Origin of the sequence: Herbaspirillum lusitanum (assembly GCF_046025995.1) — a bacterium.
Classification (GTDB): Bacteria; Pseudomonadota; Gammaproteobacteria; order Burkholderiales; family Burkholderiaceae_D; genus Herbaspirillum; species Herbaspirillum lusitanum_A.
In genome coordinates, this window is the sequence record NZ_JAQQFM010000014.1 from 66,752 (window position 1) to 92,543 (window position 25,792).

Below are 25,792 nucleotides of genomic sequence, written 5' to 3' on the forward strand. Positions count from 1 at the left end.
AACAAATTAGGAGTCCAATAATGGCAACTGGTACCGTCAAGTGGTTCAACGATGCAAAAGGTTTTGGTTTTATTACACCTGATGAAGGCGGCGAAGATCTGTTCGCTCACTTCTCGGCTATCAACAGCAGCGGCTTCAAGTCGCTGAAGGAAAACCAACGCGTTTCCTTCGAAGTGACAACTGGCCCTAAGGGCAAGCAAGCTTCGAACATCGTTCCACAATAAGTTCTGATCAACAGATCACTACTTAGCACGATGAAAAAAACCCCGACTCGTCGGGGTTTTTTTACGCCTGTTGCAATCGCAATGTTTTCCCGGCGCGTCCACTGCGCAAAGCATAAGTGCTTTGCCTGTTACTGCCGATGCCGAACCATGCTGATCCATGATCGCAAATAGCTCATGTCTTGATATTGTTCACTATCCGACTGCCGGGCGATGTGTGACAACTGCTTCCGCCCTCGTCGCAGGCCTGAGTACGCCATCGTTTCATTGAGCTGGCTGCACCTGTCCACCTCCCGCGATCTCCCCTCACGAAAAGCAGATCGAAACCGAAGTCTCCGCTCACAGGAAAGTGAAGACCATCAAACGCAGAGTGAAAAAATCAGAGACAGAAATCGATTTGCGTAAAAGCACATTCTGTTATCTTCTCCGCCTGCACTCATTCAACTCGTCCAAAGCGAAATCGCAGGCCAGCTTCGTCACTCCATCATTGCATCCATGACCCAAAGCTTCTTCCAATCGTTCATCCTGCTGCTTCTGGTCACCGACCCGTTCGGCAATATTCCTATCTTCGTCAGTGCGCTGAACAAGGTGACGCCGGAACGTCGCTGGCTGGTGGTGCTGCGCGAATGCGCGATCGCCTTCGTGCTGCTGCTGTTATTCATGCTGTTCGGGCGCCACTTCCTGAATGCCCTGCAATTGTCCGAAGTCGCCCTGCGCATCGGCGGCGGCGTGGTGCTGTTTCTGATTGCGCTACGCATGATCTTTCCGCAACCGGGCGGCATCCTCGGCGACACCGGCGGCGACCACGAACCCTTCATCGTGCCGCTCGCGATTCCGGCACTGGCCGGTCCTTCGGCGCTGGCGACGGTACTGCTGTTTTCCTCGACCGACACCATCGAACTGACGTTGCATGTCGGCGCCCTGCTGCTGGTAGCCGTGGTCTGGCTGATCGTGCTGCTCTCTGCGGAACGCCTGCAGCGCACCCTGGGTCCGCGCGTGATGACCGCATTTGAACGTCTGATGGGCCTGATACTGACGGCGATGGCGACCGAGATGCTGCTGACCGGGATACGCGAATACGTGCATTCCTTGTGATGTCCCGAGATTACGGCTGGCTCTGACGACGCAGACGGCTCCGCTCCATAAAAAAATCCCTTCCGGCGACGGAAGGGATTTTTCATTGGCATGCAACAGTTCTGCAATACCCTGGATCAATACTTCAGATTCAGACTCAGCAAGGCCGAACGCGCCTCGCCCGGGATGTAGCGTGCGCCCGAATTGTTCAAGGCGCCGATGTAGCGCTTGTCCATCAGGTTATTGACGTTCAATTGCAGTGTCGCATGCGGATTGATTTCGTAAGACGCCATGGCATCGACTATCCAGTAAGACTGCACGCCCGGCATGTTGGTGGTGGCGCCTGCCGCATTATTGAGCTGACGTGTCATGGAGTCGACATAGCGCGCGCCGCCGCCCAAGGTCAAGCCGCCGACGCGATAACTGCTCCACGAGGTGAAGCTCAGTCGCGGTGACCAGTTCAGCGCCGCGCCGGATTCGCTCTTGCCGCCATCGATTACCTTGGTGTTGACGATGGCCAGGCCCGAACTGATGCTCCATGCAGGTGTGATGTTACCCACAACGCCCAGTTCAAGGCCTTGCATGCGCTTCTTGCCGGTCTGAACATAGACCGAGGCATCGGTCGCATCCTGCTTGATCTCATTGGTGACGGTGGTGCGGAACAAGGCCGCGGTCAGGGCCAGCTTGCGGTCCAGCACATCCCATTTGGTGCCCACCTCTACCGTGCTGGTCTTTTGCGGATCGAAACGCGGGCTGTCGGCATTGAGTCGTGTGGTCGACGTATTGAGCAACATCGAGCTGCCACCCGGCGGCAATTGCGAGGTGCCGTAAGCAACATAGACGCTGCCTTCAGGCGCCGGCTTGAACAGCGCCGATGCCTTCCAGTTCAGCAAGCTGCCCGATTTATCGACGACCTCCGTGGTTCCGTCGCTCGCCCTGCTCTGGTAGCGGGTCTGGTAACGATCCAGACGGGCGCCTGCCGCCAGCTGCCAGCTCGGCGTCAGGTCCAGCGTGTCGAACAAATAAACGCCGGCGGTATTGGTGCGCCCCTGCTCCTCACTGCCGTTCCTGGCACTGCTGCGGGTCAGGCCTTGCTGAGTATCTGGCGAGTACAGATTGACCGGCCGGTCGCTTGCCGAATATCCGGTACCGGAATATCCCCACGAACGCGCACTCTCGCGACTGAAATCCACACCGGTGATCAGCGTGTGGCGCACTTCGCCGGTAGCGAACCTGGCGCTGAGGCTGGTCTGGTTGACCCAGCTTTCGGTTTCGACGTCGCGTACCTGCGGCAAGCGCCACACAGTCCAGTTGGCCGGATTCGGACTGCTCAGATTCAGCGATGCGGCATAGGCCGCCGCGCTGGAGAAAAACGGTGCTGCCAGTCTCTGAAATTGCGAAGTGGCGCCATAGCGGGAAATATTGCGCAGCTTCAGATCGGCGCTGAAATCGTGCTCGATACGTGCGCTCAGCGTATCGGAGCGCACTGTATTGCGATCCGTCGGTGCGCCATAGAAGTTGCCGGAGTCCACCGTCGACACCCGCTTGCCTGTCGCGCGCGGATCATAGAAGCCAGGCAGGCCGACTGTCGGCACGCCGGCATCGGGAATGTTGTCCTGCTGCACGTGCGCGTAGTAGAGATGAACGCGGGTCGGCGTTCCCAGGCCGAACGAATAGGAAGGCGCGAATCCCCAGCGATTGTTGCGTACCCGATGGCGCCCCGGCACGCCGCTTTCCTGCTTGAGCAGATTGAGCCTGAAAGCGCTGCCCAACTCTGCATCGATGACGCGATTGAGATCGGCGGTGAGGCGCTTCTGGTTGCCGCTGCCGTAAGAGACGTCAAGCGCGGCAGCGTTTTCCAGATGCGGCAGCTTGGTTTCCAGATTGATGTAACCGGCTGCCGAGCCGCGCCCGTTATCCGGGCCGCCGGCGCCCTTGATCACTTCCACCCGCTCGATGTTGAACATGTCGCGTGTGATGGCGGCGGTGTCGCGTATGTTGTCCACGAAGATGCTGTTGGCCGAGCTGACGCCGCGCATGTAGATCGCATCGCCGCTCTGCGAGTTGCCGTTTTCGCCGACGTTGAAGGTGCCGACGCCGGGCGTGTTGCGCAAAGCTTCCGTCAGCGATGTGGCGACGCGCTGGTTCATCAGCTCCTTCTTGATCACCACCACGGTCTGCGGCGTATCCAGCAAGGGCTTGGCAAATTTGGGGGAGCTGGCCTGATCTGCCTTGAAGCCTTCGGCCGCCTGCTGCCCGGAGACCTCAATATGCGGCAAAGTCTGGCCACCCGTCTGCTGCGCCATGAGCTGCCCCGGACTCAGCGACAGCGCCAGGGCTGATGCTGCAATCGAAGAATGAATCGATAAATGCAGCGATGAGTGAATTGATGCATGAGTGCGCACGGCCTTGCCGTGCTTGGTGTTGCGAATATATGCCATGGACAGACCCCTGATTGAACTGGTGACTTACGAAAAATGAATGCGTCACCGCTGCACGCTCAGAAGCAAGGCCGAGCAATTGCACGCATGCAGAAATCCGCAGAGCGCAAGCGCCGTGAAGCGCTCGCGATCTGCGGAAGCTCATGAACATTCGGGGATGATGCGGACTGGCTGTGAGGCTGGCTGGCGCGAATGATGTGCGTTGCTTGATCTGCAGTTTCAGACAGGGCTGAGCGACCAGGCATCAAGCGATTTGCATCGTTTGAAAAGCGCAAGCCATGGTGGGAAGAATTGCTGCTTCGATTCCTGCCTCGCAAGCTCATGCGGGAAAAGCGTGACTTCAGATGCGAACGGTGACCGCGCAAATTTAGAGAACTGCTTCGCAGGCAGCAAACGCCTGAAGACGAAAAACCAAAAAATCAGTTTTTTGCATCGCGCTTCTCAAAAAGAAAAATGAATCGTCTCGCATGATTTCTGTCATCGCGGAATTCACGAGAATCGATCCCTGGCCGAACAGAAAAATCTCTCGACATATTGATGAGCGCCTGCCCGCGTCAGTCAGGTTTTCCTGATCTGTTCGCATCGCAGCATTTGCCGCTATTCGTGCACCGGCATTCTTGATCTTTCAGGCCGGCACTCGTCAATAAAAAAGCCCCGCCATCCAAAGATGACGAGGCTTTTCTGTCCTGCTTGCAAGGCTGCGATCAGCGCTCTTCCGCTAATCGCCAAGCCGCATCAGATCTCTTCGTACAGCGGCAAGGTCAGGAATTCAGCGAAGGTTTCCGAGGTCGACATGTCTTCGAAGATCGTGGCGGCGCGGTCGTAGGTCGGACCGTTACCGGCGACTTCCTTGACCTTGGCCAGCTCTTCCGGAATCATCGCGCGCACCATTGCCGCGTCAACGTTACGGCCGTCGTCCAGCTTGCCCTTGCTGCTGCGAATCCATTGCCAGACTTGCGCGCGGCTGATTTCGGCAGTCGCGGCATCTTCCATCAGATTGTGGATGGGCACGCAACCGTTGCCAGCCAGCCAGGCGCCCAGGTAGTGGATGCCGACGTTGATGTTGTAACGCAGACCGGCTTCGGTAATCGGCGTTTCCGGCTGGAAGTTCAGCAGATCGGCCGCCTTGACCTCGACGTCCGGACGTTGTTTTTCAAACTGGTTGGGCTTGTCGCCCAGCACGTCGACGAATTCCTTCATCGATGCTTCCACCAGACCCGGGTGCGCCACCCAGCCGCCGTCGTAGCCGTCGGTGGCGTCGCGACGCTTGTCGTTGATGATGCCCTGCATCGCAATGGCGTTCTTTTCCGGATCGTTCTTGATCGGGATCAGCGCGCTCATGCCGCCGATGGCCGGTGCGCCGCGCTTGTGGCAGGTCTTCAGCAGCAGCAGCGCGTAAGAACGCATGAACGGCGCGGTCATGGTGACCTTGGCGCGGTCGGCCAGGCAGAAGTCCTTGTCGTTCTTGAACTTCTTGATGCAGGAGAAAATGTAGTCCCAGCGGCCGGCGTTCAGGCCCGAGCTGTGCTCGCGCAGTTCGTACAGGATTTCATCCATCTCGAAGGCGGCGGTGATGGTTTCGATCAGCACGGTGGCCTTGATGGTGCCTTGCGGCAGGCCGATTTCGTTTTGCGCCATCACAAAGATGTCGTTCCACAGACGCGCTTCCAGATGCGATTCCATCTTCGGCAGATAGAAGTAAGGGCCGGCGCCGCGCGCCAGTTGCTCCTTGGCGTTATGGAACAGGAACAGCGCGAAGTCGAAGATGCCGCCGGAGACGCGCTTGCCGTCGATGGTGACGTGCTTTTCATCCAGATGCCAGCCGCGCGGACGCACCACCAGTGTGGCGATCTTGTCGTTCAGCTTGTAGCTCTTGCCGTTCGATTCCAGCGAGATGGTGCGGCGGATGGCGTCGAACAGATTGATCTGGCCGCTGATCTGGTTGTCCCACACCGGCGAGTTGGAGTCTTCGAAGTCGGTCATGTAGCTGTCGGCGCCCGAGTTGAAGGCGTTGATGACCATCTTGCGTTCGACCGGGCCGGTGATTTCCACACGGCGGCATTCCAGTGCCTTCGGGATCGGTGCGATCTTCCAGTCGCCCTTGCGCACGCTTTCGGTTTCCTTCAGGAAGTCCGGACGCTCACCGGCGTCCAGACGCTTGACGCGCTCGACGCGCGCGGCCAGCAGTTCCTGGCGGCGGCCTTCGAAGGCGCGGCTCAGCTTGGCGACCAGCGCCAGCGCATCCGGCGTCAGGATGTTTTCATAACCTGCTTTGATTTCACCGGAAATTTCCATGCCGGTTGGCAGCTTCAATTGCGTCATGCTGGGCTCCTCAAGAAAAGAATGTCACTGAAATTTGTGCCTGATCGATGCCCGCAAATGCTGCATCGAATCAAGATCTTGTGTACGCAGTATATTTAAACCAAATCGATAGGAGTAGAACGTTTTATCAATTTATCTTTGCATTTTAGTCACAAGTGGCCAGATAATGGCGAATCGTCCCCGAGGTTACGCCTATGGATCAGTTCAAGCAAATCTCCACCTTTGTCGAGGTCGCCGCCAAGGGCAGCCTGTCGGCGGCGGCCCGCGCCGAAGGCATCGCGCCGGCCATGATAGGCCGCCGGCTCGATGCGCTGGAAGAACGGCTGGGCGTCAAGTTGCTCCAGCGCACCACGCGCAAGATCATGCTGACCAATGAAGGCACGGCCTTTCTGGAAGACTGCCAGCGCATCCTGGCCGAACTGGAGGATGCCGAGTCGGCGGTGTCTGAACGCAGCGCCCGCGCCAGCGGCGAGCTGCTGATCTCGGCGCCGGCCGGCTTCGGCCGCCAGCACGTGGCGCCGCTGGTGCCGTCCTTTCTGGCCGAACATCGCGACGTCAGCCTCACGCTCAACCTGAACGACCGCATCGCCGACGTCATCGGTGAAGGCATCGATGTCGCCATCCGCATCGCCACCCTGACCGATTCCAATCTGATCAGCATCAAGCTGGCCGACAACGACCGGGTGATCGTCGCCGCCCCCGCCTACCTGCGCCGTCATGGCAGCCCGCAAACGCCGGACGAGCTGAGTCGCCACAACTGTCTGGCCATGAGCAGCGAAGGCAGCCAGCGCGGCTGGAGCCTGAAGCAGCACGGCAAGGTCAGCGTCTATAAAGTGGGCGGCAACATGGTCTGCAACGATGGCGAAGTGCTGCACAACTGGGCGCTCAACGGCAAAGGCCTGGCCTGGCGTTCGATGTGGGAAGTCGGCGCCGCGATCGAATCCGGCGAACTGGTGACCGTGCTGGACAAGTACGCCGCGCCGGCGCCTGCGATCTACGCCGTGTTTGCGCAACGCCGTCACCTGCCGCTGCGGATACGCGCCTTTGTGGATTTCTTACGGCATGCCTATGCCCAGCCGGATTATTGGCGGCATACGGCCTGAGCTATTGCGGACTGAAACATCCAGCCTTCTGCCATTACCAGTTACCGTAAGTCGCCACGATGCCGCGCATCAGGGCGTCGCGCTCGGCGCCAAGATGCGCGCCGCTGGCGTCACCCGCCGCATCCTTGCCGACCGCCATGTGCACCACCACCAGATTCAGGTCGGGATCGACAAAAATCATTTGCCCGTACACGCCCAGCAAGGCAAAACGGCGATGACTGCCGGGCAGGATCCAGGTCTGCAAGCCGTAGCCGAAGTAAGTGCCGCCGTGATATTGCATCTGGCCGGGCCGGAACGCCTGCGGCTGGCGCGCAGCGTCGGTCATGTCGAGCAGATGCTCGCGCGCGATCACCGTGCGCCCCTGCACCTGACCGTCGGCGGCCAGCATCATGCCCAGCCGCGCATAGTCATACACGACCGCATTGAAACCGCCCTGGGCCTGCTCGATCCCGTCGACCGGGTTGAGCAGCCAGGTGGCCCGGGACTGTGCGCCTATCGGCTTCCAGATTTTCTCGCCCAGGTATTCGCACAGGCCGGCGCCGGTGGCGGCGCGCAGCACCAGCCCCAGCACCGTGGTCTGCGGACCGGCGTAGTTGAAGCGCTCGCCCTCGGGATATTCGCGCTCGCTCACGCTGCGCGCCGCAGCCAGCGTGCCGGCTGCGCGGGCCGTCCGGTTGAAGCGGGCTCGGTCGTCATTGCCTGAATAGTCCTCCACATAGCGCGCGCCCGATGCCATGCGCATCAGATTGACGATGCGCGTGCCGCCATACAGCGAGCCGTCCAGTTGCGGCACATAGTCGGCGGCGCGGTCGTCCAGCGAACGTATCTTGCCCTCTTCCAGCGCCTTCATGATGCCGAGCGCCACGATGGTCTTGCCCATGGAGTTGGACAGCATGCGCATCTCCGGCTTACGGCCGTAGTTGTAGCGCTCAGCCACGATGCGGCCATCCTTGACCACTACCACCGCAGTCGCGCGCTGATGCTGCATGTAATCATCCAGCGTCCAGCCGCCACCGCGAAAACGATAATTGAATACGGTCTCGGCCGGCGCTTTTTCCAGCGGCGCGGGATGCTCGGCCGGCGCCTGAGAACACGAGGCGGTGATGCTGTCCATGGCGCTGAATGAGCCGACGATGTAGGGCGTCTGGTAGGCCTGCGCCAGATTGCTGGCGGCCGGATAGCCGGCTGCCTTGCCCAACGCATCTTCGTCAGGGGCGGCGCCGGCAATGAGCGGCATGGACGCCGCTGCGGCCACCGCGGTCAATAACAGGCCAAGTTTGAATGTCGATCTGATGTTTTGATTATGTTGCCGGATGTCTGCCATATCCTCTGTCCCGGTTGCCTGGAAGTGAACGATCGCGGGAAATATTGGCATGGCAGGCTGACAGCCGTCTGACTGCGATCTGATTGCAGTCCAATTGCAATCCAATCGCGATCAGGCCGCCACCACCTGCGCGCTACATCAGATTTTCATACGCGCAATTGACCAGCAACTCCGCCACCGAGGCCGTGTTCGGCAAGGCGATGGTGTGCGCGATAAGCGCCGCGAGGTCTTCCGCGCTGGTCATCTCGGCCGGCGGCATGTCGCTGATCGCGGTCGCTAGCTCGGTATTGACGTAACCGGGGCACACCGCCGTGGCGCGGATGCCGAACTCCCAGCCGGCGCGGCGCACGCCATGATTCAAGGCGATCAGCGCATGCTTGGACATCTGATAGCCGACGTTGAGATTGCGCACCCGCTTGCCGGACAAGGACGAGAGATTGATCACGCGTCCCTCGCCCGACACCTTGAGCGCCGGAAAGGCCGCCTGCAGCAGGCGATACGGCGCCTTCACGTTGATGTCCAGCGTTTCTTCCAGCAACTCTTCGCTGCCCTCTTCCAGCCCGACATGCTTGCAAATGCCGGCGCTGTTGACCAGCACATCGATGCGGCCAAAGTTTGCCAGCGTCGCCGCTACCCAGGCCTTGGGCGATTCGGTGTCGCGCGCTTCGTAACGCTGCAGCAAGACCCGCGTGCGATCCGGGAACACGGTTTGCAGCACCGCAGGATTGCGCACACCCAGCGACAAACGATAGCCGCGCGCCAGCAGCTCATGCGCCACCGCCAGGCCGATGCCGCGCGATGCGCCTGAAATCAGAGCGACTTTTTCCATAGCATTTCCATTGTTGATTTGGTGGTTTGAGTTGGTGTTTTGAATTGATGTTGAGTTGAACGCGAATCAGCAGGCAAATCAGCGAAGTGCAGCCTCAGCGCCCGTTCGCCGCCACAGCCTGTAACGCCGACTCCAGCGCCGCATCGGCCTGTGCCAGCGTCTGGCGACGTGCCGCCAGTTGCTCGCGCGTCTGCTGCAGGCGCCGCTGCGATTCGCGCAGTGTCTCCAGCACCGCCGAGGGCGCGGCGCCGCCGGGCGTAGTTCTTTGCAGCAGCGCCTGACGCGCATCCCGGCATTGCGCGATCAGCGCGTCCGGCAAGCCCAGCGGCTTCCCGATTTCGGATTGTGCGGCCTGATCCAGCAAGGCGGCGTCGATGCCGGTGGCATCGCGCCCCAGTTGCAGCGCCAGCCTGACCGCACCGCCGACGATGTGGTGCGCCTCACGAAACGACAAGCCGCAATGGCGCACCAAGGCATCGGCGAGATCGGTGGCGGTGGAAAAATTGCGGTTGCAGCGATCTTCCAGCGCCTGCGCGCGCGGCGCCACGCTTTCCATCACCAGCCGCAGCAGGGACAGATGGGCCGGCGTGTTTTTCAGGACCGCCCAGCCATCGGCCAGCCCTTCGCGCATCGCATCGAGCGAGACCGAAAAATGCGTGCCGCGCACGGCGGTGATGCTGCCCATCAAAGCGCCGGTGATGCGCGCCGATTGCGCTTTCAGAAATTCCAGCGCAATCGGATTTTTCTTTTGCGGCATGATGCTGGAGATGCCCGAAACCCGGTCCGGCAGTTCCAAAACGGCGAACTCATCGCTCACAAAGACGTGGAAATCCTGCGCAATGCGGCTCCAGGTCACGCCCAGCAAGTTGACTGCCGACAGCAGCTCCAGCATGAAATCGCGCGAGGCCACGGTATCCAGCCCGTGGCGCGTGATGCCTTCGAAACCCAATAGCTGCGCAGTGCGCCGGCGATCAATGGCGAAGCCGCTGCCGGCCAGTGCCGCCACGCCCAGCGCACACTCGTCCATGCCGGCGGCGGCAGTGACGAGACGCTGGCTGTCGCGCTCCAGCGCGGTTTCATAGCCCGACAGATAGTAGGCAAACGAGATCGGCTGCGCCGGTTGCAGATGCGTGTAACCGGGCAGGATGAGCTCGGTGTAATCGAAGGCGCGCGTCACGCATTGGCTGCGCACCTCCAGCAAGCCTTCGGCGATGCGCAAGGCATAGCTGCGCGCACGCATGCGATCCAGCGTGGCGCCGATGTCGTTGCGGCTGCGCGCCAGATGCAAAGTACCGGCGGCATGCGTGCCGGCCACCGCCGCGAGCCTTGTTTCGAATGCGAAATAGGCATCTTCCAGCAAGGTATCGACCGCGCCGGCATCAGGCTGTACATCAAGCCCCGTCACGCTCATCTTCAACAACGCCTGTGCCAGTTGCCGCGCGGTGGCGGCATCGATCAGGCCGCACTCGGCCAGCATGACCAGATGCGCCTTGTTCAGATCCAGCATGGCCTTGAAATCGTCGCCATCAACCTGCGTCAATTGCGGCCGATAGATGATTTCGCGGATTTCATCTGCCGGCAATTGCGCCAGCCGTTTGCCTATCTCGCTCATGCCCCGCGCCCTTCTTTGGTTCAGCCGTTTCCGGTCGGAATTCCGTCTGTTGCTGCTCAGTTGCGGCGGCCGAGCGCATCGAAACGATCGCCGATGCGATACAGCGCGGCGCCGAACGGCACTACCCAGCTCTGCGCGCCGCCCAGCGGACTGCCGGGGAAACTGCCCTCGTCAAAGGCGCAGGCGGCGTCGGCCTTGGCCAATACCTTGCGCGCGATGCGCGAACCGAGATACGTCATCAGCGCCACGCCGTTGCCGTTGCAACCGACTGCATAATGCAAACCGTCCTGCTCGCCGATGTGGGCAATCTTGTCCCAGGTCATGGCGACATAACCTTTCCAGCAATTGGTGATCTGAACGTCTTGCAACTCCGGCCAGACCTCCACCAGCTTGCGATGCAACAGGCCCGCTGCTTCGCGTTCGGGGATGTCATTGATGGTCGGGCGCGAACCGAACAGAATCCGCGTGCCGTCCGGCGAAGGACGGATGTAAAACAGATTGCGCTTGGAGTCGCTGATCATGCGGCGGCCCGGAATCAGTCTGGTCATCAGGCCGGCCGGCAGCGGCGCGGTGGCGATCTGATAGCTGGCCACCGGCACCACGCGTTTTTGCAGATACGGCACCACGCCGCCGGTGTAGCCGTTGGTCGCCAGCACCACGTGCGCAGCACTGATGCTGCCGCGACCGGTCACCACGCGAAAGCCGCTGCCTGCGCGTTCGATGCGGTCCACCGGCGCATGCGAAAACAGGCCGGCGCCACGGCGGCGCGCCAGATCGCGCAGGCTGCGGTGGTATTTGGCGGTATGCAGGCCGCCATATTCGTCGACCACGATGCCGCCGTGGTAGTAGTCGCTTCCGATTACAGCGTGCTGATCCTTGCGTTGAATTTCATGTACGGTGACGCCGGTCTTTTCGCGCAGCAATTGGCCCTGACCGCGCAGACGCTCGAAATGCGCCGGCGTATAGGCGCCGAAAAAGCGACCGCTGATGTGCAGGTCGGCATCCAGCGACTCGGTCTGGACCAACTCTTTCAGATAGTCGAAGCTGGCCAGCGATTCACGCAACAGCCGCTCCAGACGATCAGGCGAAACGCCGCTGATCGCATTTGAGACCACCAGCTTTTGTCCGCTCGAGACCATGCCGCCGCTGCGCGTGCTGCCGCCGATGCCCAGCTCCTGCGCATCCAGCACCGCCACGCTGGCGCCGCCGCCGGCCATCTCGGCAGCCGCCGTCAGGCCGCAATAGCCGCTGCCTACCACCACCACATCGACCTTGCCCGGCAAGTCATCCAATGCGGTTTCCGGCGGCGCCGCATCCCACCAATAAGGATTGGTATTGAAGTTGTCGGCAAGCAGTTGTTTTGAGTTAGCCATTTCGGTCAGCCATTTTTGAGACAAAGAGAGGGTAAGCCGGCGGTTCAGGTGAACCCCGGACGCTTAAAATTCCATCACTGAAAGAGAACTGTCAGGCACTTGCGGAGAACGGAAAGCGGCCGCCGTGCTGACATCTTGTTTTTTTCACGCCGATCCGGCGCGCGTCATGATTAATGAATATTGGAAAAAAACGCGCGCGTGCGCGCCTGTCTAGGACGCTCGAAAATTTCTTCAGGCGGCCCCTGCTCCACGATCTGTCCGTCTTCCATGAAGACGATCTGATCCGACACTTCGCGCGCAAAGCGCATCTCATGCGTGACCACGATCATGGTCATGCCGTCCGCCGCCAGCTCGCGCATGATGCGCAGCACGCCGCCGATGGCCTCCGGGTCGAGCGCCGAGGTCGGCTCGTCGAACAGCATGGCGCGCGGCCGCATCAGGAGCGCACGCACGATCGCCACGCGTTGTTGCTGGCCGCCCGACAATTCGCCCGGATAGGCCTGCGCCTTGTGCGCCAGACCGACCTTGTGCAACAGCAGCAAGGCTTCCTGCTGCGCCGTCGGCTTGTTCATCAGGCCGCGCCGCACCGGCACCAGCGTCATGTTGTCCATCACGTTCAGATGCGAAAACAGGCTGTAGTCCTGAAACACCATGCCGACCTGCGTGCGCAGCCGCTGCCAGCTGCCTTCGTCGTGCAGCGCCACCGGCGCGCCGGACAAGGCGATCGCGCCGCTCTCGGGCCGCACCAGTCCATTGATGCAGCGGATCAGCGTGCTCTTGCCGGAGCCGCTCGGGCCCAGCAGCACGGTGCACGTGCCGGGCAGCACATCGAGATCGATGCCCTTCAGGATTTCCTTGTCGCCGTATTGCTTGCGCACATTGCGGAGGGAGATCATGGTTCAGGCCTTCAACATGGAGGGTGAAACTGCAGCCGGCGCCGGCTCTTCTTCTACCGCCAGCGGTGCTTGAGCACGACTGCTGCGACGTTCCAGACGGCGGCCCCAGGCGCTCAGCAGCGAGCAGATCACGAAGTACACCAGCAGCACGCCGGCATAGACCGCAAAAGCCGGGTTGCGGCCATCCATCACTGTCACCCGTTCGACGATGTTTTGGCCGACGCGCATGAACTCCGTCACGCCAATCAAAGTGCCCAGCGTGGTCGCCTGCACGATCTGCGTCATCATGCCGACGTAGGCCGGCAGGATGCTGCGAAAGGCTTGCGGCACCTGAATCAGCAGCAGCACTTCCCAGGGTTTCATGCCCAGCGCCAGCGCGCTGCTGAGCTGATGCGCCGGCACCGCGCGCAAACCGCCGCGCACGATCTCCGCACCATTGGCGCCGCCCCACAGCGTCAGGCTGATGACGATGGAAACGAAGGGTGTGAGCTCCAGCCCGAAAATCGGCATGCCGAAATAGACAAAGAACACATTCACGATCAGCGGCAGACCACGGAACAATTCGGTCAGACTGCGCACCGACCAGCGCAGCGACCGCAGCCGGGCGACGGCAGCCAGCCCCATCACGGCCGCCACCAGGGTGGCGCAGATCAGCGTCGCCAGCGACAGCGCCAGCGTCATCATCAGGCCTTTGCCGATAAAACCCAGATTGTTGGTGAGCAGGTCCATGGCTTACATCCTGAAAGGCTTGTGCAGCCGATGTTCCAGCCAGGCCGACAACAGCGACATCAGCAGCACCAGCGTCAGATAGGTCACGCCCAGCACCAGCATCATTTCCAGCGTGCGGAAATCCATCGCGACTTTGTCCATCGCCACATAGGTGATTTCGGCCAGCCCGACCGCCTGCAGAAAACAGGAATTCTTGAGACAGGAGATCGAGGTATTCAGCACTGAGGCCTGGCTCGTGCGCAACGCCAGCGGCATGGCGATCAGCCGCATGTATTGCCAGGGCCGCATGCCTAGCGCGAAGGAAGCGTTCTGCAAACCGGCACGCACAGTGTTGAGGCCGCCGCGTATGTTTTCGATCTGATAGGCGCCGGCCCACAGCGACAAGGTCAGCACGCCGGACCAGAACAGCGACAGCGTGAGACCGATGCCGGGCAAACCGAAGTAGATGAAAAACATCTGCGCCAGCAGCGGCGTATTGCGGATGAACTCGACGTAGGCGTTGATCGCCGGCGTCAACAGCGGCACCCGCATCACCTTGATGGCCGCCCCTGCTATCCCGACCAGCACTGAAATCGCGATCGAGAGGCAACTGACTTCCAGCGTCATCAGCAGCCCGCGCCAAAGCGCGGGCAACTGTGCGTAGATGTAATGAACATCAAAATCCATGATGCGGATTCCCCGGTGGCTACTTGAACTTATTGCTTGAGCTTATTGCCCGATCGTATCGATACGAATTATTTCTCGACCGGACGCTTGCTCTCGAAGCCGGACGCGTAATGTTCGACCGTGCCTTCCGGCGCCCACTTGATGGCCCATTTGCGATACAGGCCCTCGGCCTTCATGCGCGCCTGAGCGGCATTGACGTAGGCCAGCCATTCGGTCTCGCCCTTGCGCAAACCGGCGGAGGCATCCACCAGCAGGAAGGGTTCGTTGAGACGACGCAGACTGCTGTCGCTCTTGGTGATACCCACCAGCAATGCGATGTCGAAGGCGGCGCCATCGGCACGTTTTTGCTTCAGGGCCTGCAAGGCATCAGCGGTAGAGTTCAGACGCATGCTTTCGGTATCCGGCATTTTTTCTTCAAACCAGCGTGCCTGATTGGAGCCCTTGAGCGCAATCACGGTCTTGCCCTTGAGATCGGCAATATGCTTGATCGGGCTGTCCTTCAGCACCACCACATCGGAACCGTCCCAGCGATAGGCATCGCTGAAAGCGACCACACGTGCGCGCTCGGGCGTCACGCCCAGCGTGGCATACAGCAGATCGACCTTCTTGCCGGTGAGCTGCGGGATGCGGTTCTCGGCGGTGACACAGGTCAGCTCCGCCTTGTCGCGTGAACCGAAGGCCCACTCGGCAATCTGCAGCGCCATTTCGGTCTCGATACCGGCGTAGTTGCCGGCCGCATCCTTGAAACCGTAAGGCGGCTGATCACAGCGCACACCAACCTTCAGCACGCCCTTGTCCTTGATCTCCTTGGGCAGCGGCGGCAGATCGGCGGCCCGCACCGAACAGGCAGTCAGGCCCAGACCCGCCAGCAACAGCGATGCGCAAAGTGCAGAAAGCCCCGATTTGATGCGTACCATGAATTACCCCTTTTGAAGTTGTTGACGAGTTCTTGGAATAAATTCTATGAGTCACGTCAACATATCGTCAAATATCATTTTTTACATTTACTATTCATTCCTGATATGGGCTCGCATTCGTCTGAAAACGCCGGGCCGCGCGCACTGGCATGGCTGTTGCTCCGTTTTTGGATGCCATCGCGCATGGACTGGCGCATTGATTGGGCCACCGCGCCTCAGGCAGACAAACGAGAGAGATGTTGATGAAAAAGGACCACCGTGAACTTCAGACAGATTGAAGCCTTTCGCCTGATCATGCTGCGCGGAACCATGACCGCCGCCGCCGAAGAGCTGCACACTTCGCAGCCCAGCATCAGCCGTCTGATCGGCGAGCTGGAAGAATCACTCAAGCTGAAATTATTTACGCGCAATGCCGGGCGCCTGCAGCCGACGGATGCCGGCACTTCCTTCTATCAGGAAGTCGAACGCAGTTTCGTCGGACTCGACAATCTGACGCAGTCGGCGCGCCAGATCCGTATCTTCGGCACCGGCCGCCTGCGCGTGGCGGGGACGCCGGCCATCGTGCAATCGGTAATGCCGGAGGTGATGGTGGAGTATCGGGAGAAATATCCGAACGTGATGGTGTCGCTGGAGATGCGCAGCGAATCGACGGTGCGACGCTGGACCTCGTCGTCCTACTGCGACATCGGATTTGCCACCATCGCCGCCGAAACGCTGGGGGTGAATGCCGAAACCCTCTACAAGCTCCCGGCGCTGTGCGCGGTACCCTCACGTCATTCGCTGGCGCGCCGCAAGATCATCACGGTCAATGATCTGGAAGGAGAAAATCTGATCCTGCCCTCGCACGCAGAAGAAACCCGCCTGACGCTGGACAAGGCCCTGGAGCAAGCCGGCGTCACGCCCACGCCCGCCATCGAGACGCCCTATGGCGCGCTGACCTGCATGCTGGCGGCGCAAGGGCTTGGCATAGGACTGGTCAATCCGCTGGTCGCCGCCACCAACAAACACACCGGCGTGGTATTTCGCCCTTTCGACACCGAAATTCTGTTTGAGGGATATGTGGTCTATCCGCGCGTCCATGATCACAACCCGGTCGTGAAGGACTTCATCCGCATGACGCGCGCGCATATCGATCTGGCGGTGGCGAAATACTCAAGCTGAAGCAGAGAACAAGCGCTCAGCCTCCCTTCAAACGCGATCTATTTGCCGGCGTAACGTCGATTTCATGGCGCGCCAAAGTCGGCCGCATGCTCTGTGCAGCACCTCCGTCCAGCTTAAACACGCTCACCAGTTGCGCCAGGCTGTCGGCCTGATTCTGCATCGAGGCGGCAGCGGCCGCCGCTTCTTCCACCAGCGCCGCGTTTTGCTGCGTGACCTGATCCATCTGCGTAATCGCGTGGTTGATCTGTTCGATGCCGGCGCTCTGTTCCTGGCTGGCCGAACTGATTTCACCGACGATATCGGTCACGCGCTTCACGCTTTGCACCACCTCGCTCATGGTGGCGCCGGCCTGCTCGACCAGGCGGCTGCCGTTGCCAACCTTTTCCACCGAGTCACTGATCAGCACCTTGATTTCCTTCGCGGCCGCAGCCGAACGCTGCGCCAGACTGCGCACCTCGGATGCCACCACCGCAAAGCCTCGGCCCTGCTCGCCGGCACGGGCGGCTTCCACCGCGGCATTGAGCGCCAGAATATTGGTCTGAAACGCTATACCGTCGATCACGCTGATGATGTCGACAATTTTCCTGGATGATTCATTGATCGCACCCATGGTATCGACCACCTGGCTGACCACACCGCCGCCCTGCGCCGCCACATCCGAGGCCGATTCGGCCAGCTGGTTGGCCTGACGCGCGTTGTCGGCGTTCTGCTTGACGGTGGAGATCAACTCCTCCATCGACGATGCGGTTTCTTCCAGCGCGCTGGCCTGCTGCTCGGTGCGCGAGGACAGATCGAGATTGCCCGCCGCAATTTCACCGGAGGCAGTAGCAATCGTATCGGTGCCGCTGCGCACATTGCTGACGATGCGACGCAGGCTGGAATTCATATCCTTCAGTGCTTGCAGCAGTTGTCCGGTCTCATCCCTGGACTTGACCTGCACGTCGCTGCTCAGATCGCCTTCGGCGACACGGCGCGAAATGTCGACAGCGGTATTGAGCGGACGCGTAATGCCCAAGGTGAGAAAACGCGCGCACAGCACACCAAGCACCAGCACCAGACCTTCCAGTATCAGCAGCAGCATGCGGCTGCGCTCGGCGATGGCGTCGATCTCGAGCGCGGTCTGGTCGATCTCGCGGCGCTGCACTTCCACCAGTTGGCGCATGGCGTCCTGATACGCGGTGGCGGCGGGTACGAATATCTTGTCCAGAATACGCGTGGCTTCCTCGATATTGCCGGCCGCCTTGGCCTTGCTGATGTCGTCGCGCGAGGCCAGATAGATCTTGCGCTGCTCACCGATTTTCTGGAACAGCTGCTTCTCTTCATCCGAGCTCAGCAGCGCCTCCACCTTTTTCTGATACTCGCCCGAGCTCTTCGACGATGCCGCCGCTTCTTCAGCGAAATACGGGCCCAGCGCCGGATCGCTGCTCTTGGCAATGGCGATGGTGCGGCGGATACCGCTGGCAAGATTGGCGTACCAGTCGCCGATCAGACGTTCCGTTTTCAGTGGCTCGTTCATCATTTCGCGCGTCGCCGTCGACACCGTCTGCAAGCGCCAGATGCCGATTGCAGTGATGACGATGGAGAACGCGAGAACGATGGCAAAGCCCAGACTAAGGCGCTTGCCGATTTTCATGTTGCCGACGATGTTCATGCTGTGTAGTCCCTGATATCGACGCCTGTAAAGCTGCCGATGTTTTAGTTTTTTTAATAAGATCACGGTCGCCTTACTCAGCGAACCTCTTTCCCTGAAGCAAAAACATGAAAAATTTAAGCTAAGGAAATATCTCACGCGACGACCGCGCGGACAATCCGGCTAAGCGCAGAGCAGATGGCAAATGCGGAGCTACTTCATAAATAAAGCAGTTATCCTCAGTGAACGTAGCGATCTATTGGAAAGTTGATAAGCAAATCTGTCCCGGATGGTGAGGCAGGCATGGCCGCGCACGCCCATGAGAACTCAGCGCACGTAAAAAAGCCCCGGACAATGCCGGGGCCTTCGATGAGCAGCTGGTTCAGGACCGGATCACGGCGCCCCGCGGCCCTGCAAGGCGCCGATCAGCAACTCCACGCCTTGCATCATGTCCGCCGTATCCATCGCCTCGTGCACATTGTGCGAGCCGTTGGCATTGCGGATGAAGACCATGCCGGATGGAATGCCGGCATTGGCGAACACGGCGGCGTCGTGGCCGGCGCCGCTGGGGATGTGCACCGCTGAGGCGCCGCTGACGGATGCGGCTTCTTCGAATGCCTTGATCCAGCCGGCATCCATGGTCGCCGGCGCCGAGTACAGACGCTGATCGAACTCGAAACTGACACCACGCTCCCTGGCAATCGCGCTGCACTCATCCTGCATCAGTTGATAGAAACGCTCCAGCGTGTCCTTGTCCTGACTGCGCACTTCAAAGCTGAACTGCACCTCACCCGGAATCACCGACACCGCGTGCGAATTGGCCGGGGTGGTGCAGATGCCGGTGGTCATCACCAGATCCATGCCCATCTGCAGCAGCACGCGCCAATGCTCGTCCATGCGCGACAGCAGCTCGGCGACGGCCAGCACCGCATCCTTGCGCAGCCAGCGCGGCACCGCGCCGGAGTGGCCGGTCTCGCCGATGCAGGTCACGCGGTTGTGGCGCATGTTGCCGCGTATGCCGGTGACGATGGCGGTCGGCCAGCCGCGCGTGATCATCACCGGGCCTTGTTCGATATGCAGCTCGAGATAAGCGGCAATGCGCTTCGGATCGACCGCCGCCTTACCGCGCTCAATCGCATCCACATCCGCGCCGCAGGCTGCCAGCGCTTCGCCCAAAGTGCCTGTGCCGCTGCGATGACGCAACTGCAATGCACTGGCCGGCAACTGGCCCAGCAGCGCCAGCGAGCCGGTATAGGCCTTGCCGTACCAGGCGCTCTCTTCGCCGCGCAGCGCCAGCACGCGCACCGGCGGTGCCGATTCGATGTCATCGCGCAAGCGATCCAGCACCAGCATGCCGGCCACCACGCCGGCCAGGCCGTCGAAGTTGCCGCCTTGCGGCACCGAATCCAGATGCGAACCGATCACCACGGCAGGCGCATCGCGCTTGTCCTCAGGCAGACGCAGCCACAGGTTTTGCACGGCGTCGCGCTCGGCGATCAGGCCCATGGTCTGCGCATAATTTTCAATGGCCTGCATCGCCAGTTCTTCGCCCTTGCCATAGCTTTCGCGCGTGATGCCTTCGCCGTCGCGCGTGAGCGCTGCGACTTCATCCAGAATCAGGCAGGCCAATTGTTCCTGTGTGCTCATGGCGTTTGCCATATCGTTCATGCCGCTCATACGCCCACCCCGCCGTTTTCCACCGACCACCGCACCGGGTCTTCGGTAAAGGCGGCGAGATTCTGCATCACGTCGGACGACAGTGTTCCGCTGGCGCGCAGCGCATCACACAAGCTGCGCCAGTTGGTCAGCGAATGCAGGTTCAGGGAGTGTTCCGCCAGACGCGCCTGCGTCTTGGGATAGATCGCGTAATCGAGAATCACCAGACAATCCTCAACCTGCGCCCCGGTGCCGCGCAGGGCCGAGACGCCGACGATCTTGGAGCGCGCATCGGTGGTCACGTCGTCGATGAACAGCAGACGCGCATCAGCCGGCAGACGGCCTTCCAGCCGCGCCGCAGTACCCCAGCCCATGGCGCGCTTGCGCAGATACAGCAGCGGCAGATCGAGCCGGTCCGCCAGCCACGCCGCCATGGCGATGCCCGAGCTTTCGGCGCCGACGATGGCATTGATGCCGCTGCGTGTCACCAGCTCGGCGATCTGCGTCGCACCGATGTCGATCAGCTTGCGGCGCAAGGCCACATCGGACATCAGCAGACGGGTATCGACATAGACCGGGCTGGCCCAGCCGGAGGTGTACACAAACGGCTGCTCACTCATGATGCGCACCGCGCCGACCTTCACCAGCGCCTGCGCGATCAGCGCAGAAGGTGAAGCCGAAACCGGGGAAGATGTTGTCGACGATGCATCATTGGACGCATTGAGCGCATGAAGAAATTCGGAGGGCATGGGCGCCGCTTTCGCGTGGAATGATCAAGGGGCGATGCTAGGCTGCATGCGCAGGCATGAGAAGCGCCGAAAATTCTCCCCAGCCGTTCCATTCGGCGATGGCTCGCGGTGTATCCTCTGGGGCTTGCACTCCTGCCCGCCGCACTGAATCAAGACCATGTCATCCAACCTCTCTTCGCGCAGCTTCCTGCGCCAGCTCGACCTCGGCACGCTGGACCTGTTCGTGCTCATCTGCGACAGCGGCAGTATTGCGCGCGCCGCCGAGCGCGGCCAACTGGCCGCCTCGGCCCTCAGCAAACGGGTGGCAGAACTGGAAGCGATGATAGGCGCGCCGCTGCTGGAACGCCATGCGCGCGGCGTGCGCCCGACCTTTCTCGGCGAACAATTGATCGCGCATGCCGGCGCCATACTCGAAGACGTGGAGCGGCTGCGCGTCGATCTCTCCGAATTGTCGCGCGGCGTGCGCGGACGCGTGCGCCTCAGTGCCAGCGCCTCCGCCGTCGAGCAATTCCTGCCGGCCGACCTCGCGCTGTTCGCGCAGCGCCATCCCGACATCCGCATCGACCTGCGCCAGTGCAGCAGCAGCACCGTGGTGCACGCCGTGCTCAATCACGAAGCCGATCTCGGCATCTGCTGCCTGAGCGACGAAGTCTCATCGCTGCAATCGCGGCCCTACCGTACCGAAAGACTGGTGCTGGTCACCCCGCCCGACCACCCGCTGGCCGCGCTGGAAAAACTGGAATACGCACAAGCGCTCGACTACGAACAGATAGGCGTACGCGGCAGCAGCACCATACAAACCGTACTCAACCGCGCCGCCGGCAAGGCGCGCCGCATCCTGCGCCAGCGCATCGAAGTAGACAGCCTCTCGGCCATGTGCAGCATGATCGAATGCGGCATGGGACTGGGCGTAATGCCGGTCGGCGTCTTTGAAAATCTCGGCCAGCGCCGCCTGCACGCCATCGAACTCAGCGACGACTGGGCGGTGCGCGCGCTGAATTTATATGCGATTGATTTTGCGGCGCTGGATGCCCCGGGGAGGAGTTTTGTGGAGCAGTTTGGAACGGCAAAGTAGCTGCGCACAGCGGCATTGAGAACAAAAGAAGAGCAATAAATCTACCAACTTCGATATACGCACCTTGAGCGCCGATGCTGTAATGCCTGCTCTTCAGGCTATGGCAACCCGGCAAAACTGCTCTTGGCAGAGCGGGAGTCAATAGCCTCAGCTTCTCAAGCCACAGGTTATCGACGTGCTCATCAGCCCTCCCTTTATTCTCACTGCAGACATGCAGACGCATTACGGCAACGACGAGGCGATACTCGAAGCCTCCATGCCGCCGACGGCATCAAATTCGACGGGCACCTTTGCGCCGGAAGGCAGCTTCCCCATCAGCAGCAGTCTGGTCTGGCATAACGGCGTACATCTGGAAGCGCCACGCGCCAATGGCGGCCGTCTGAATGTGCGCGCCATCGCCGACGGCACCATCATCTTTGTACAGCCGCCGACCAAGCCCAATGGCGATGCCAGGCATGGGCAAAACTACAACCCCTTCGGCACGGGACCGGCATGGAGCGACAACGGCTGCATCATCATCGAACACGAAACCGAAATCGGCGCAGACACCGCCAGCCCGACCGTCGTCAGGTACTACAGCGTCTACATGCATCTTGCGCTGCTGATGAACAACTTCCGCGCCGGCCAGAAAATCTATCGCAAGGATCAGTTGGGCCATGCCGGCCAGGTCTATGGCCGGCAAGCGCAACTCCACTTTGAAATCTGCTGCGACGACGCCAATCTCAAAAAACTGACAGGTCGCACATCGGCATGGAGAGACCCACACGAAGCTCCGACTGCAGATGGAAGAACAGATGCTGTCTTCGGCAGTGTCTATTACTACCTGCCGGCCACCACGCCAATCCGCGCCCAAGACGGAATGCCTGCGCAGCATTTGCAGCTCGATGCGGCCAAAGAAGTTTTGGGCACGCCGCAATGGATCATGATGGACTACGGCGATGCCGGCATCACTCCCGGGGCCTGCGCTCTCAGCAGCTACAACATGCATGGGAAATACGGCGGAACGCGCAAAGATCTCAAGGCCGAATATCAGTTGTATCAGGAGGCCAATGAGCGCCATCAAAGTCTTGTCGCCCCTCGTCCTCAGATCGCCAGCAGTCCTCCCGACTGGTACGAACTGCCGCACTTCGGACTCAACTTCGGCAGAAGCCAGGACAACAAAGGCCCTCTGCCCGCAAACGTCGCGCGCTGGCGAAAAATCATCCGCGCCCAAGAAGAAATACCTGCGCAGCATCTGCAGCCCGATGCGGCCAAAGAAGCTTCAGACACGCCGCAACGGCCAATGATGAACCATGGCGATGCCGTCACCACTCCCGTGGCCTGCGCCAACAGTAACTACAACAGGTACCGCGAATATCAGTTGTATCTGGACGCCAATAAGCATCCGCAGGTCGCCAGCAGCCCTTCCGGCTGGTACGAACTACTGCGCTTCGGCCGCAACCTCGGCAGAAGCCCGGACGACAAAGATCCCCTGCCCGCAAACGTCGCGCACTGGCGAAAAATCAAGACGGTGGAAGGCAAAGAAGTCTGGGCCGACCTGAACGCAGCCGGCACTTTCAAATTCAGCGATGCGGACTTCTTGCCGGTCATGGGCTGGAACTGCTACGACGACGACTGTAGTCCAGACGACCAACGATGCGACTCGGACCACCTGAAAATTTTGCTGCGCACGGTCGGGGAAGAGCCGCATCCGGATCCCCGCGAAGACGACAAGCTGCTGGCAAGCAGACTGGGCGACGCTGACCTCAGAAAAAAACTGCGCCGCGTGATCTGTAAATTTCCGAGTGAATGGGACAAGGCCAGCGTCCTGCAACGTTACGACTGGGTCAAGAAACAATTTGAAGCAAGCAATGCCAGCCCGGAGTTCTGGGAAAAATTCTGCCAGCACTGCAAAGCCATGTGCTTCGACCAGCTACCAGCCGCTTATCTGAAAGCCCAGTGGCATTTTCATCCGGTGGAATTTATTAAGCATTTCAGGAAGTGCAAGTGGTTGAGTGAGGGGGAGTTTGTGCAGCTGTTGCCCATGCAGGTTTTGCGTGTGTCTAAAACCAAGGCGGGAACGAAGGCGGTTTGGGAAACTGTATCCACAAACACGACAGCGCCGAGTAGCGTACTTAAACTCCATCGAATTCCGCTCAATCTAAGCTTCCGCAAATACGGAATTAATAACCATCAACGGATGGCCGCATTCCTAGGCAATGCGATTCAAGAAACGCAGTGGCTAGGAAAACTGTACGAAGAAAATAAATCTGCGTGGTACTCCCCATGGGATGGTAGGGGGTTTTTACAATTGACCCATGTGGAAAATTACATTCGTTACTGGAGATTTAGAGGGCGAACAATCAATAGTCAAGTCGAAATACAACTTGCGAATGCTACAAGCGCCGCTAATACCGCAAGAAAAGATAAAAATGGGGATATCGCCGCTAAAGCTAACGCTCATTTAGCCGACAAGATATCCGGCGTGACGGAAGAAATGAGACTCTGGAGAGATCATATTCAAGGAAAAACCGAGCTTGAGGAGGAGGAAAGTAAGATTGCCCCTGCAGATAGTGCTGGTGCATATTGGGCTTGGATCGGAATGCCACTATATGCCGATGAAAAAATCATTATTGAACGCTGTCTTATTTCAGTTTCTCAAAATACCAAAGTGTATTACCGGAGTCCGTCATTCTGGCGCGCAAGCGCATCGGTAAATCTTCCAAAAAAAATTGATGTTTTATGGGACTCCCAACTCAACGGCTTTGTAGACCGTTGTGTTCCTTGGGCCCAAGCACTTGCCGTGCTAGGAGAGCAATATTTTCCTCGTGAAAATGGAATGTTTGATCTTGAATATCCGGAGGGAAATATTCCAAGGAAAAAAAAATGAACAAATATCTAGAAAAGTTGGCAAAGCTGACTATCACGAATATCCTCATAGTCAGCAGTTCCTGGCAAGGCATTGCTCATGCCGATCACGTAAGTGAAGCCATAGTGCGTCGAGCCAATTTAGGTAGTCGCTGCCACGTCGAAGCGGCAATCCCGTTCAGAGGAACAATGGGAGGAAGTTATAGCGTCCGACGTCAAAGCAATGGCGGTGGATTTTCTATCTCAGAGTTTCCAAAGAAAATCAGTAACGGATCGCTGTCCGTAAATATGATGTGCTTCAACATAACTGACTTGCATTTCCCTAGAGATACAAGCGTCAGATTCGATGAGAATACACAAACATGGAAAAAAGATTTCAGCGAACGCGACTATGTGAACAGTGCAGAAAACCGCAGGAGATTAAATGCCGCTTCTCGCGTCTACACAATCCATGCGAAAAACTCTACCGGGTATGTCTACACAGAAAATGATTTGACTGGCGAAGAATCGCGCCGCGACCGCAACATGAGCTTCTGTCTTCTTCGTCCGCCAAAAGCGCTGTGTGGCAACGGCATAGTGATGCGCCTTTCTGATCCGAAAAGCGATACTCTCCCCTATGTCTTTCAGATCTTGAAGAGTATGGAATTCATTGAGGATGCGCCTGAAACTGCAGGCATCGCAGACGAGAAGTGAACATTGAAATCAATCTCCGGCCGTCCCGTTCTTTTCTTGGTGTACATAAAAAGAAAGGTGCGCCAACGGCGCACCTTAATCAGGTCTCAGAGGTATTTCTCCTCCTTAATATACCCGATATCCCGAAAATCACACTCCGAGGAGAGAGCAGTGAATTCATTTAGAACAACTGCCATAACAGTACTGATCCCAACACTTTTTCTTCTATTTTCAGCGCAAGCGTCCGAGAAAAACAAAAGCGTTAAACGCGACATGGTTTACACCGAGGAGATGGTGACGAAGATGAGAGCAGCGAACTTTGTGCCTTATGTTCCCTGCCACATCCGTTTTACTGACTCCAGATATGCCGACTTGGATGATTTTACTTATTTCATAGCTGAACACCCGATAAGAATGAAGTGCTACAGCTCAGATGATCCAATGGTTAACAAAGGATGGGTAAATTTTGATCGTCAAAAAGAAAAATGGGTCGCC

21 protein-coding genes are annotated in these 25,792 nt (G+C 59.4%); 8 read left to right on the forward strand and 13 right to left on the reverse strand.

Features of this window, described 5'->3' with window-relative positions; translation table 11 throughout:
• Positions 1–20 precede the first annotated feature (20 nt).
• Positions 21–224, forward strand: coding sequence for a cold-shock protein (locus tag PQR62_RS23990; RefSeq protein ID WP_408160596.1), 204 nt, complete (start codon positions 21–23; stop codon positions 222–224).
• 492 nt (positions 225–716) lie between these two features.
• Positions 717–1,316, forward strand: coding sequence for a MarC family protein (locus tag PQR62_RS23995; protein ID WP_408160597.1), 600 nt, complete (start codon positions 717–719; stop codon positions 1,314–1,316).
• Positions 1,317–1,432: 116 nt separating this feature from the next.
• Here the strand turns inward: PQR62_RS23995 and PQR62_RS24000 are convergent, their stop codons facing one another.
• Together PQR62_RS24000 and aceB are read right to left on the reverse strand one after the other, a co-directional pair.
• Entirely contained in the window at positions 1,433–3,736 is a 2,304-nt protein-coding gene (locus PQR62_RS24000) for a catecholate siderophore receptor Fiu (RefSeq protein ID WP_408160598.1), read from the reverse strand.
• Positions 3,737–4,471: 735 nt separating this feature from the next.
• Positions 4,472–6,058, reverse strand: a complete 1,587-nt coding sequence (gene aceB, locus PQR62_RS24005) for a malate synthase A (RefSeq protein WP_408160599.1) — start codon at positions 6,056–6,058, stop codon at positions 4,472–4,474.
• Between the two features lie 194 nt (positions 6,059–6,252).
• On the opposite strand from aceB, the gene PQR62_RS24010 reads away from it, so the two are divergent.
• Complete coding sequence (locus PQR62_RS24010; protein WP_408160600.1) at positions 6,253–7,161, forward strand: LysR family transcriptional regulator; 909 nt, start codon at positions 6,253–6,255, stop codon at positions 7,159–7,161.
• 34 nt (positions 7,162–7,195) lie between these two features.
• On the opposite strand, the gene PQR62_RS24015 is transcribed toward PQR62_RS24010, so the two are convergent.
• The 8 genes from PQR62_RS24015 to PQR62_RS24050 all read right to left on the reverse strand — a co-directional run bounded on the left by PQR62_RS24015 (position 7,196) and on the right by PQR62_RS24050 (position 15,507).
• Entirely contained in the window at positions 7,196–8,398 is a 1,203-nt protein-coding gene (locus PQR62_RS24015) for a serine hydrolase domain-containing protein (protein ID WP_408160601.1), read from the reverse strand.
• Between the two features lie 220 nt (positions 8,399–8,618).
• On the reverse strand, positions 8,619–9,314 hold the full coding sequence (locus PQR62_RS24020) for an SDR family NAD(P)-dependent oxidoreductase (protein WP_408160602.1): 696 nt from the start codon (positions 9,312–9,314) through the stop codon (positions 8,619–8,621).
• A 94-nt stretch (positions 9,315–9,408) separates the two neighbouring features.
• On the reverse strand, positions 9,409–10,926 hold the full coding sequence (gene argH, locus PQR62_RS24025) for an argininosuccinate lyase (RefSeq protein WP_408160603.1): 1,518 nt from the start codon (positions 10,924–10,926) through the stop codon (positions 9,409–9,411).
• A gap of 56 nt (positions 10,927–10,982) precedes the next feature.
• Positions 10,983–12,299 (reverse strand): NAD(P)/FAD-dependent oxidoreductase, encoded by a 1,317-nt coding sequence (locus PQR62_RS24030; RefSeq protein ID WP_408160604.1) that lies wholly within the window; start codon positions 12,297–12,299, stop codon positions 10,983–10,985.
• Positions 12,300–12,469: 170 nt separating this feature from the next.
• On the reverse strand, positions 12,470–13,195 hold the full coding sequence (locus tag PQR62_RS24035) for an amino acid ABC transporter ATP-binding protein (RefSeq protein ID WP_408160605.1): 726 nt from the start codon (positions 13,193–13,195) through the stop codon (positions 12,470–12,472).
• Between the two features lie 3 nt (positions 13,196–13,198).
• A complete protein-coding gene (locus PQR62_RS24040; RefSeq protein ID WP_408160606.1) occupies positions 13,199–13,924 on the reverse strand; it encodes an amino acid ABC transporter permease in 726 nt (241 codons plus the stop codon).
• Positions 13,925–13,927: 3 nt separating this feature from the next.
• Complete coding sequence (locus PQR62_RS24045) at positions 13,928–14,590, reverse strand: amino acid ABC transporter permease (protein WP_408160607.1); 663 nt, start codon at positions 14,588–14,590, stop codon at positions 13,928–13,930.
• Positions 14,591–14,658: 68 nt separating this feature from the next.
• Positions 14,659–15,507, reverse strand: a complete 849-nt coding sequence (locus PQR62_RS24050) for a transporter substrate-binding domain-containing protein (RefSeq protein ID WP_408160608.1) — start codon at positions 15,505–15,507, stop codon at positions 14,659–14,661.
• 258 nt (positions 15,508–15,765) lie between these two features.
• Here PQR62_RS24050 and PQR62_RS24055 point away from each other — a divergent pair, with 258 nt between their 5' ends.
• Positions 15,766–16,668 carry a LysR substrate-binding domain-containing protein gene (locus PQR62_RS24055; protein WP_408160609.1) on the forward strand — a complete coding sequence of 301 codons (903 nt, stop codon included), beginning with the start codon at positions 15,766–15,768 and terminating at the stop codon, positions 16,666–16,668.
• Positions 16,669–16,684: 16 nt separating this feature from the next.
• Here PQR62_RS24055 and PQR62_RS24060 read toward each other — a convergent pair whose 3' ends face one another.
• The 3 genes from PQR62_RS24060 to PQR62_RS24070 form a co-directional block, all read right to left on the reverse strand.
• On the reverse strand, positions 16,685–18,319 hold the full coding sequence (locus PQR62_RS24060; protein ID WP_408160610.1) for a methyl-accepting chemotaxis protein: 1,635 nt from the start codon (positions 18,317–18,319) through the stop codon (positions 16,685–16,687).
• Between the two features lie 372 nt (positions 18,320–18,691).
• Positions 18,692–19,966: a hydantoinase/carbamoylase family amidase gene (locus PQR62_RS24065; protein WP_408160611.1), complete on the reverse strand. Its 1,275-nt coding sequence runs from the start codon at positions 19,964–19,966 to the stop codon at positions 18,692–18,694.
• 5 nt (positions 19,967–19,971) lie between these two features.
• The gene (locus tag PQR62_RS24070) at positions 19,972–20,703 is read right to left on the reverse strand and encodes an orotate phosphoribosyltransferase (RefSeq protein ID WP_408160612.1); all 732 of its coding nucleotides are present in this window, start codon (positions 20,701–20,703) and stop codon (positions 19,972–19,974) included.
• Between the two features lie 157 nt (positions 20,704–20,860).
• On the opposite strand from PQR62_RS24070, the gene PQR62_RS24075 reads away from it, so the two are divergent.
• The 4 genes from PQR62_RS24075 to PQR62_RS24090 all read left to right on the forward strand — a co-directional run.
• The gene (locus tag PQR62_RS24075) at positions 20,861–21,778 is read left to right on the forward strand and encodes a LysR family transcriptional regulator (protein ID WP_408160613.1); all 918 of its coding nucleotides are present in this window, start codon (positions 20,861–20,863) and stop codon (positions 21,776–21,778) included.
• Positions 21,779–21,953: 175 nt separating this feature from the next.
• Positions 21,954–24,647 carry a hypothetical protein gene (locus PQR62_RS24080; RefSeq protein WP_408160614.1) on the forward strand — a complete coding sequence of 898 codons (2,694 nt, stop codon included), beginning with the start codon at positions 21,954–21,956 and terminating at the stop codon, positions 24,645–24,647.
• The gene (locus tag PQR62_RS24085) at positions 24,644–25,318 is read left to right on the forward strand and encodes a hypothetical protein (RefSeq protein WP_408160615.1); all 675 of its coding nucleotides are present in this window, start codon (positions 24,644–24,646) and stop codon (positions 25,316–25,318) included. The genes PQR62_RS24080 and PQR62_RS24085 overlap by 4 nt, the downstream gene beginning before the upstream one ends.
• A 150-nt stretch (positions 25,319–25,468) precedes the next feature.
• The coding region (locus tag PQR62_RS24090; protein ID WP_408160616.1) for a hypothetical protein at positions 25,469–25,792 on the forward strand (324 nt) is incomplete at its 3' end.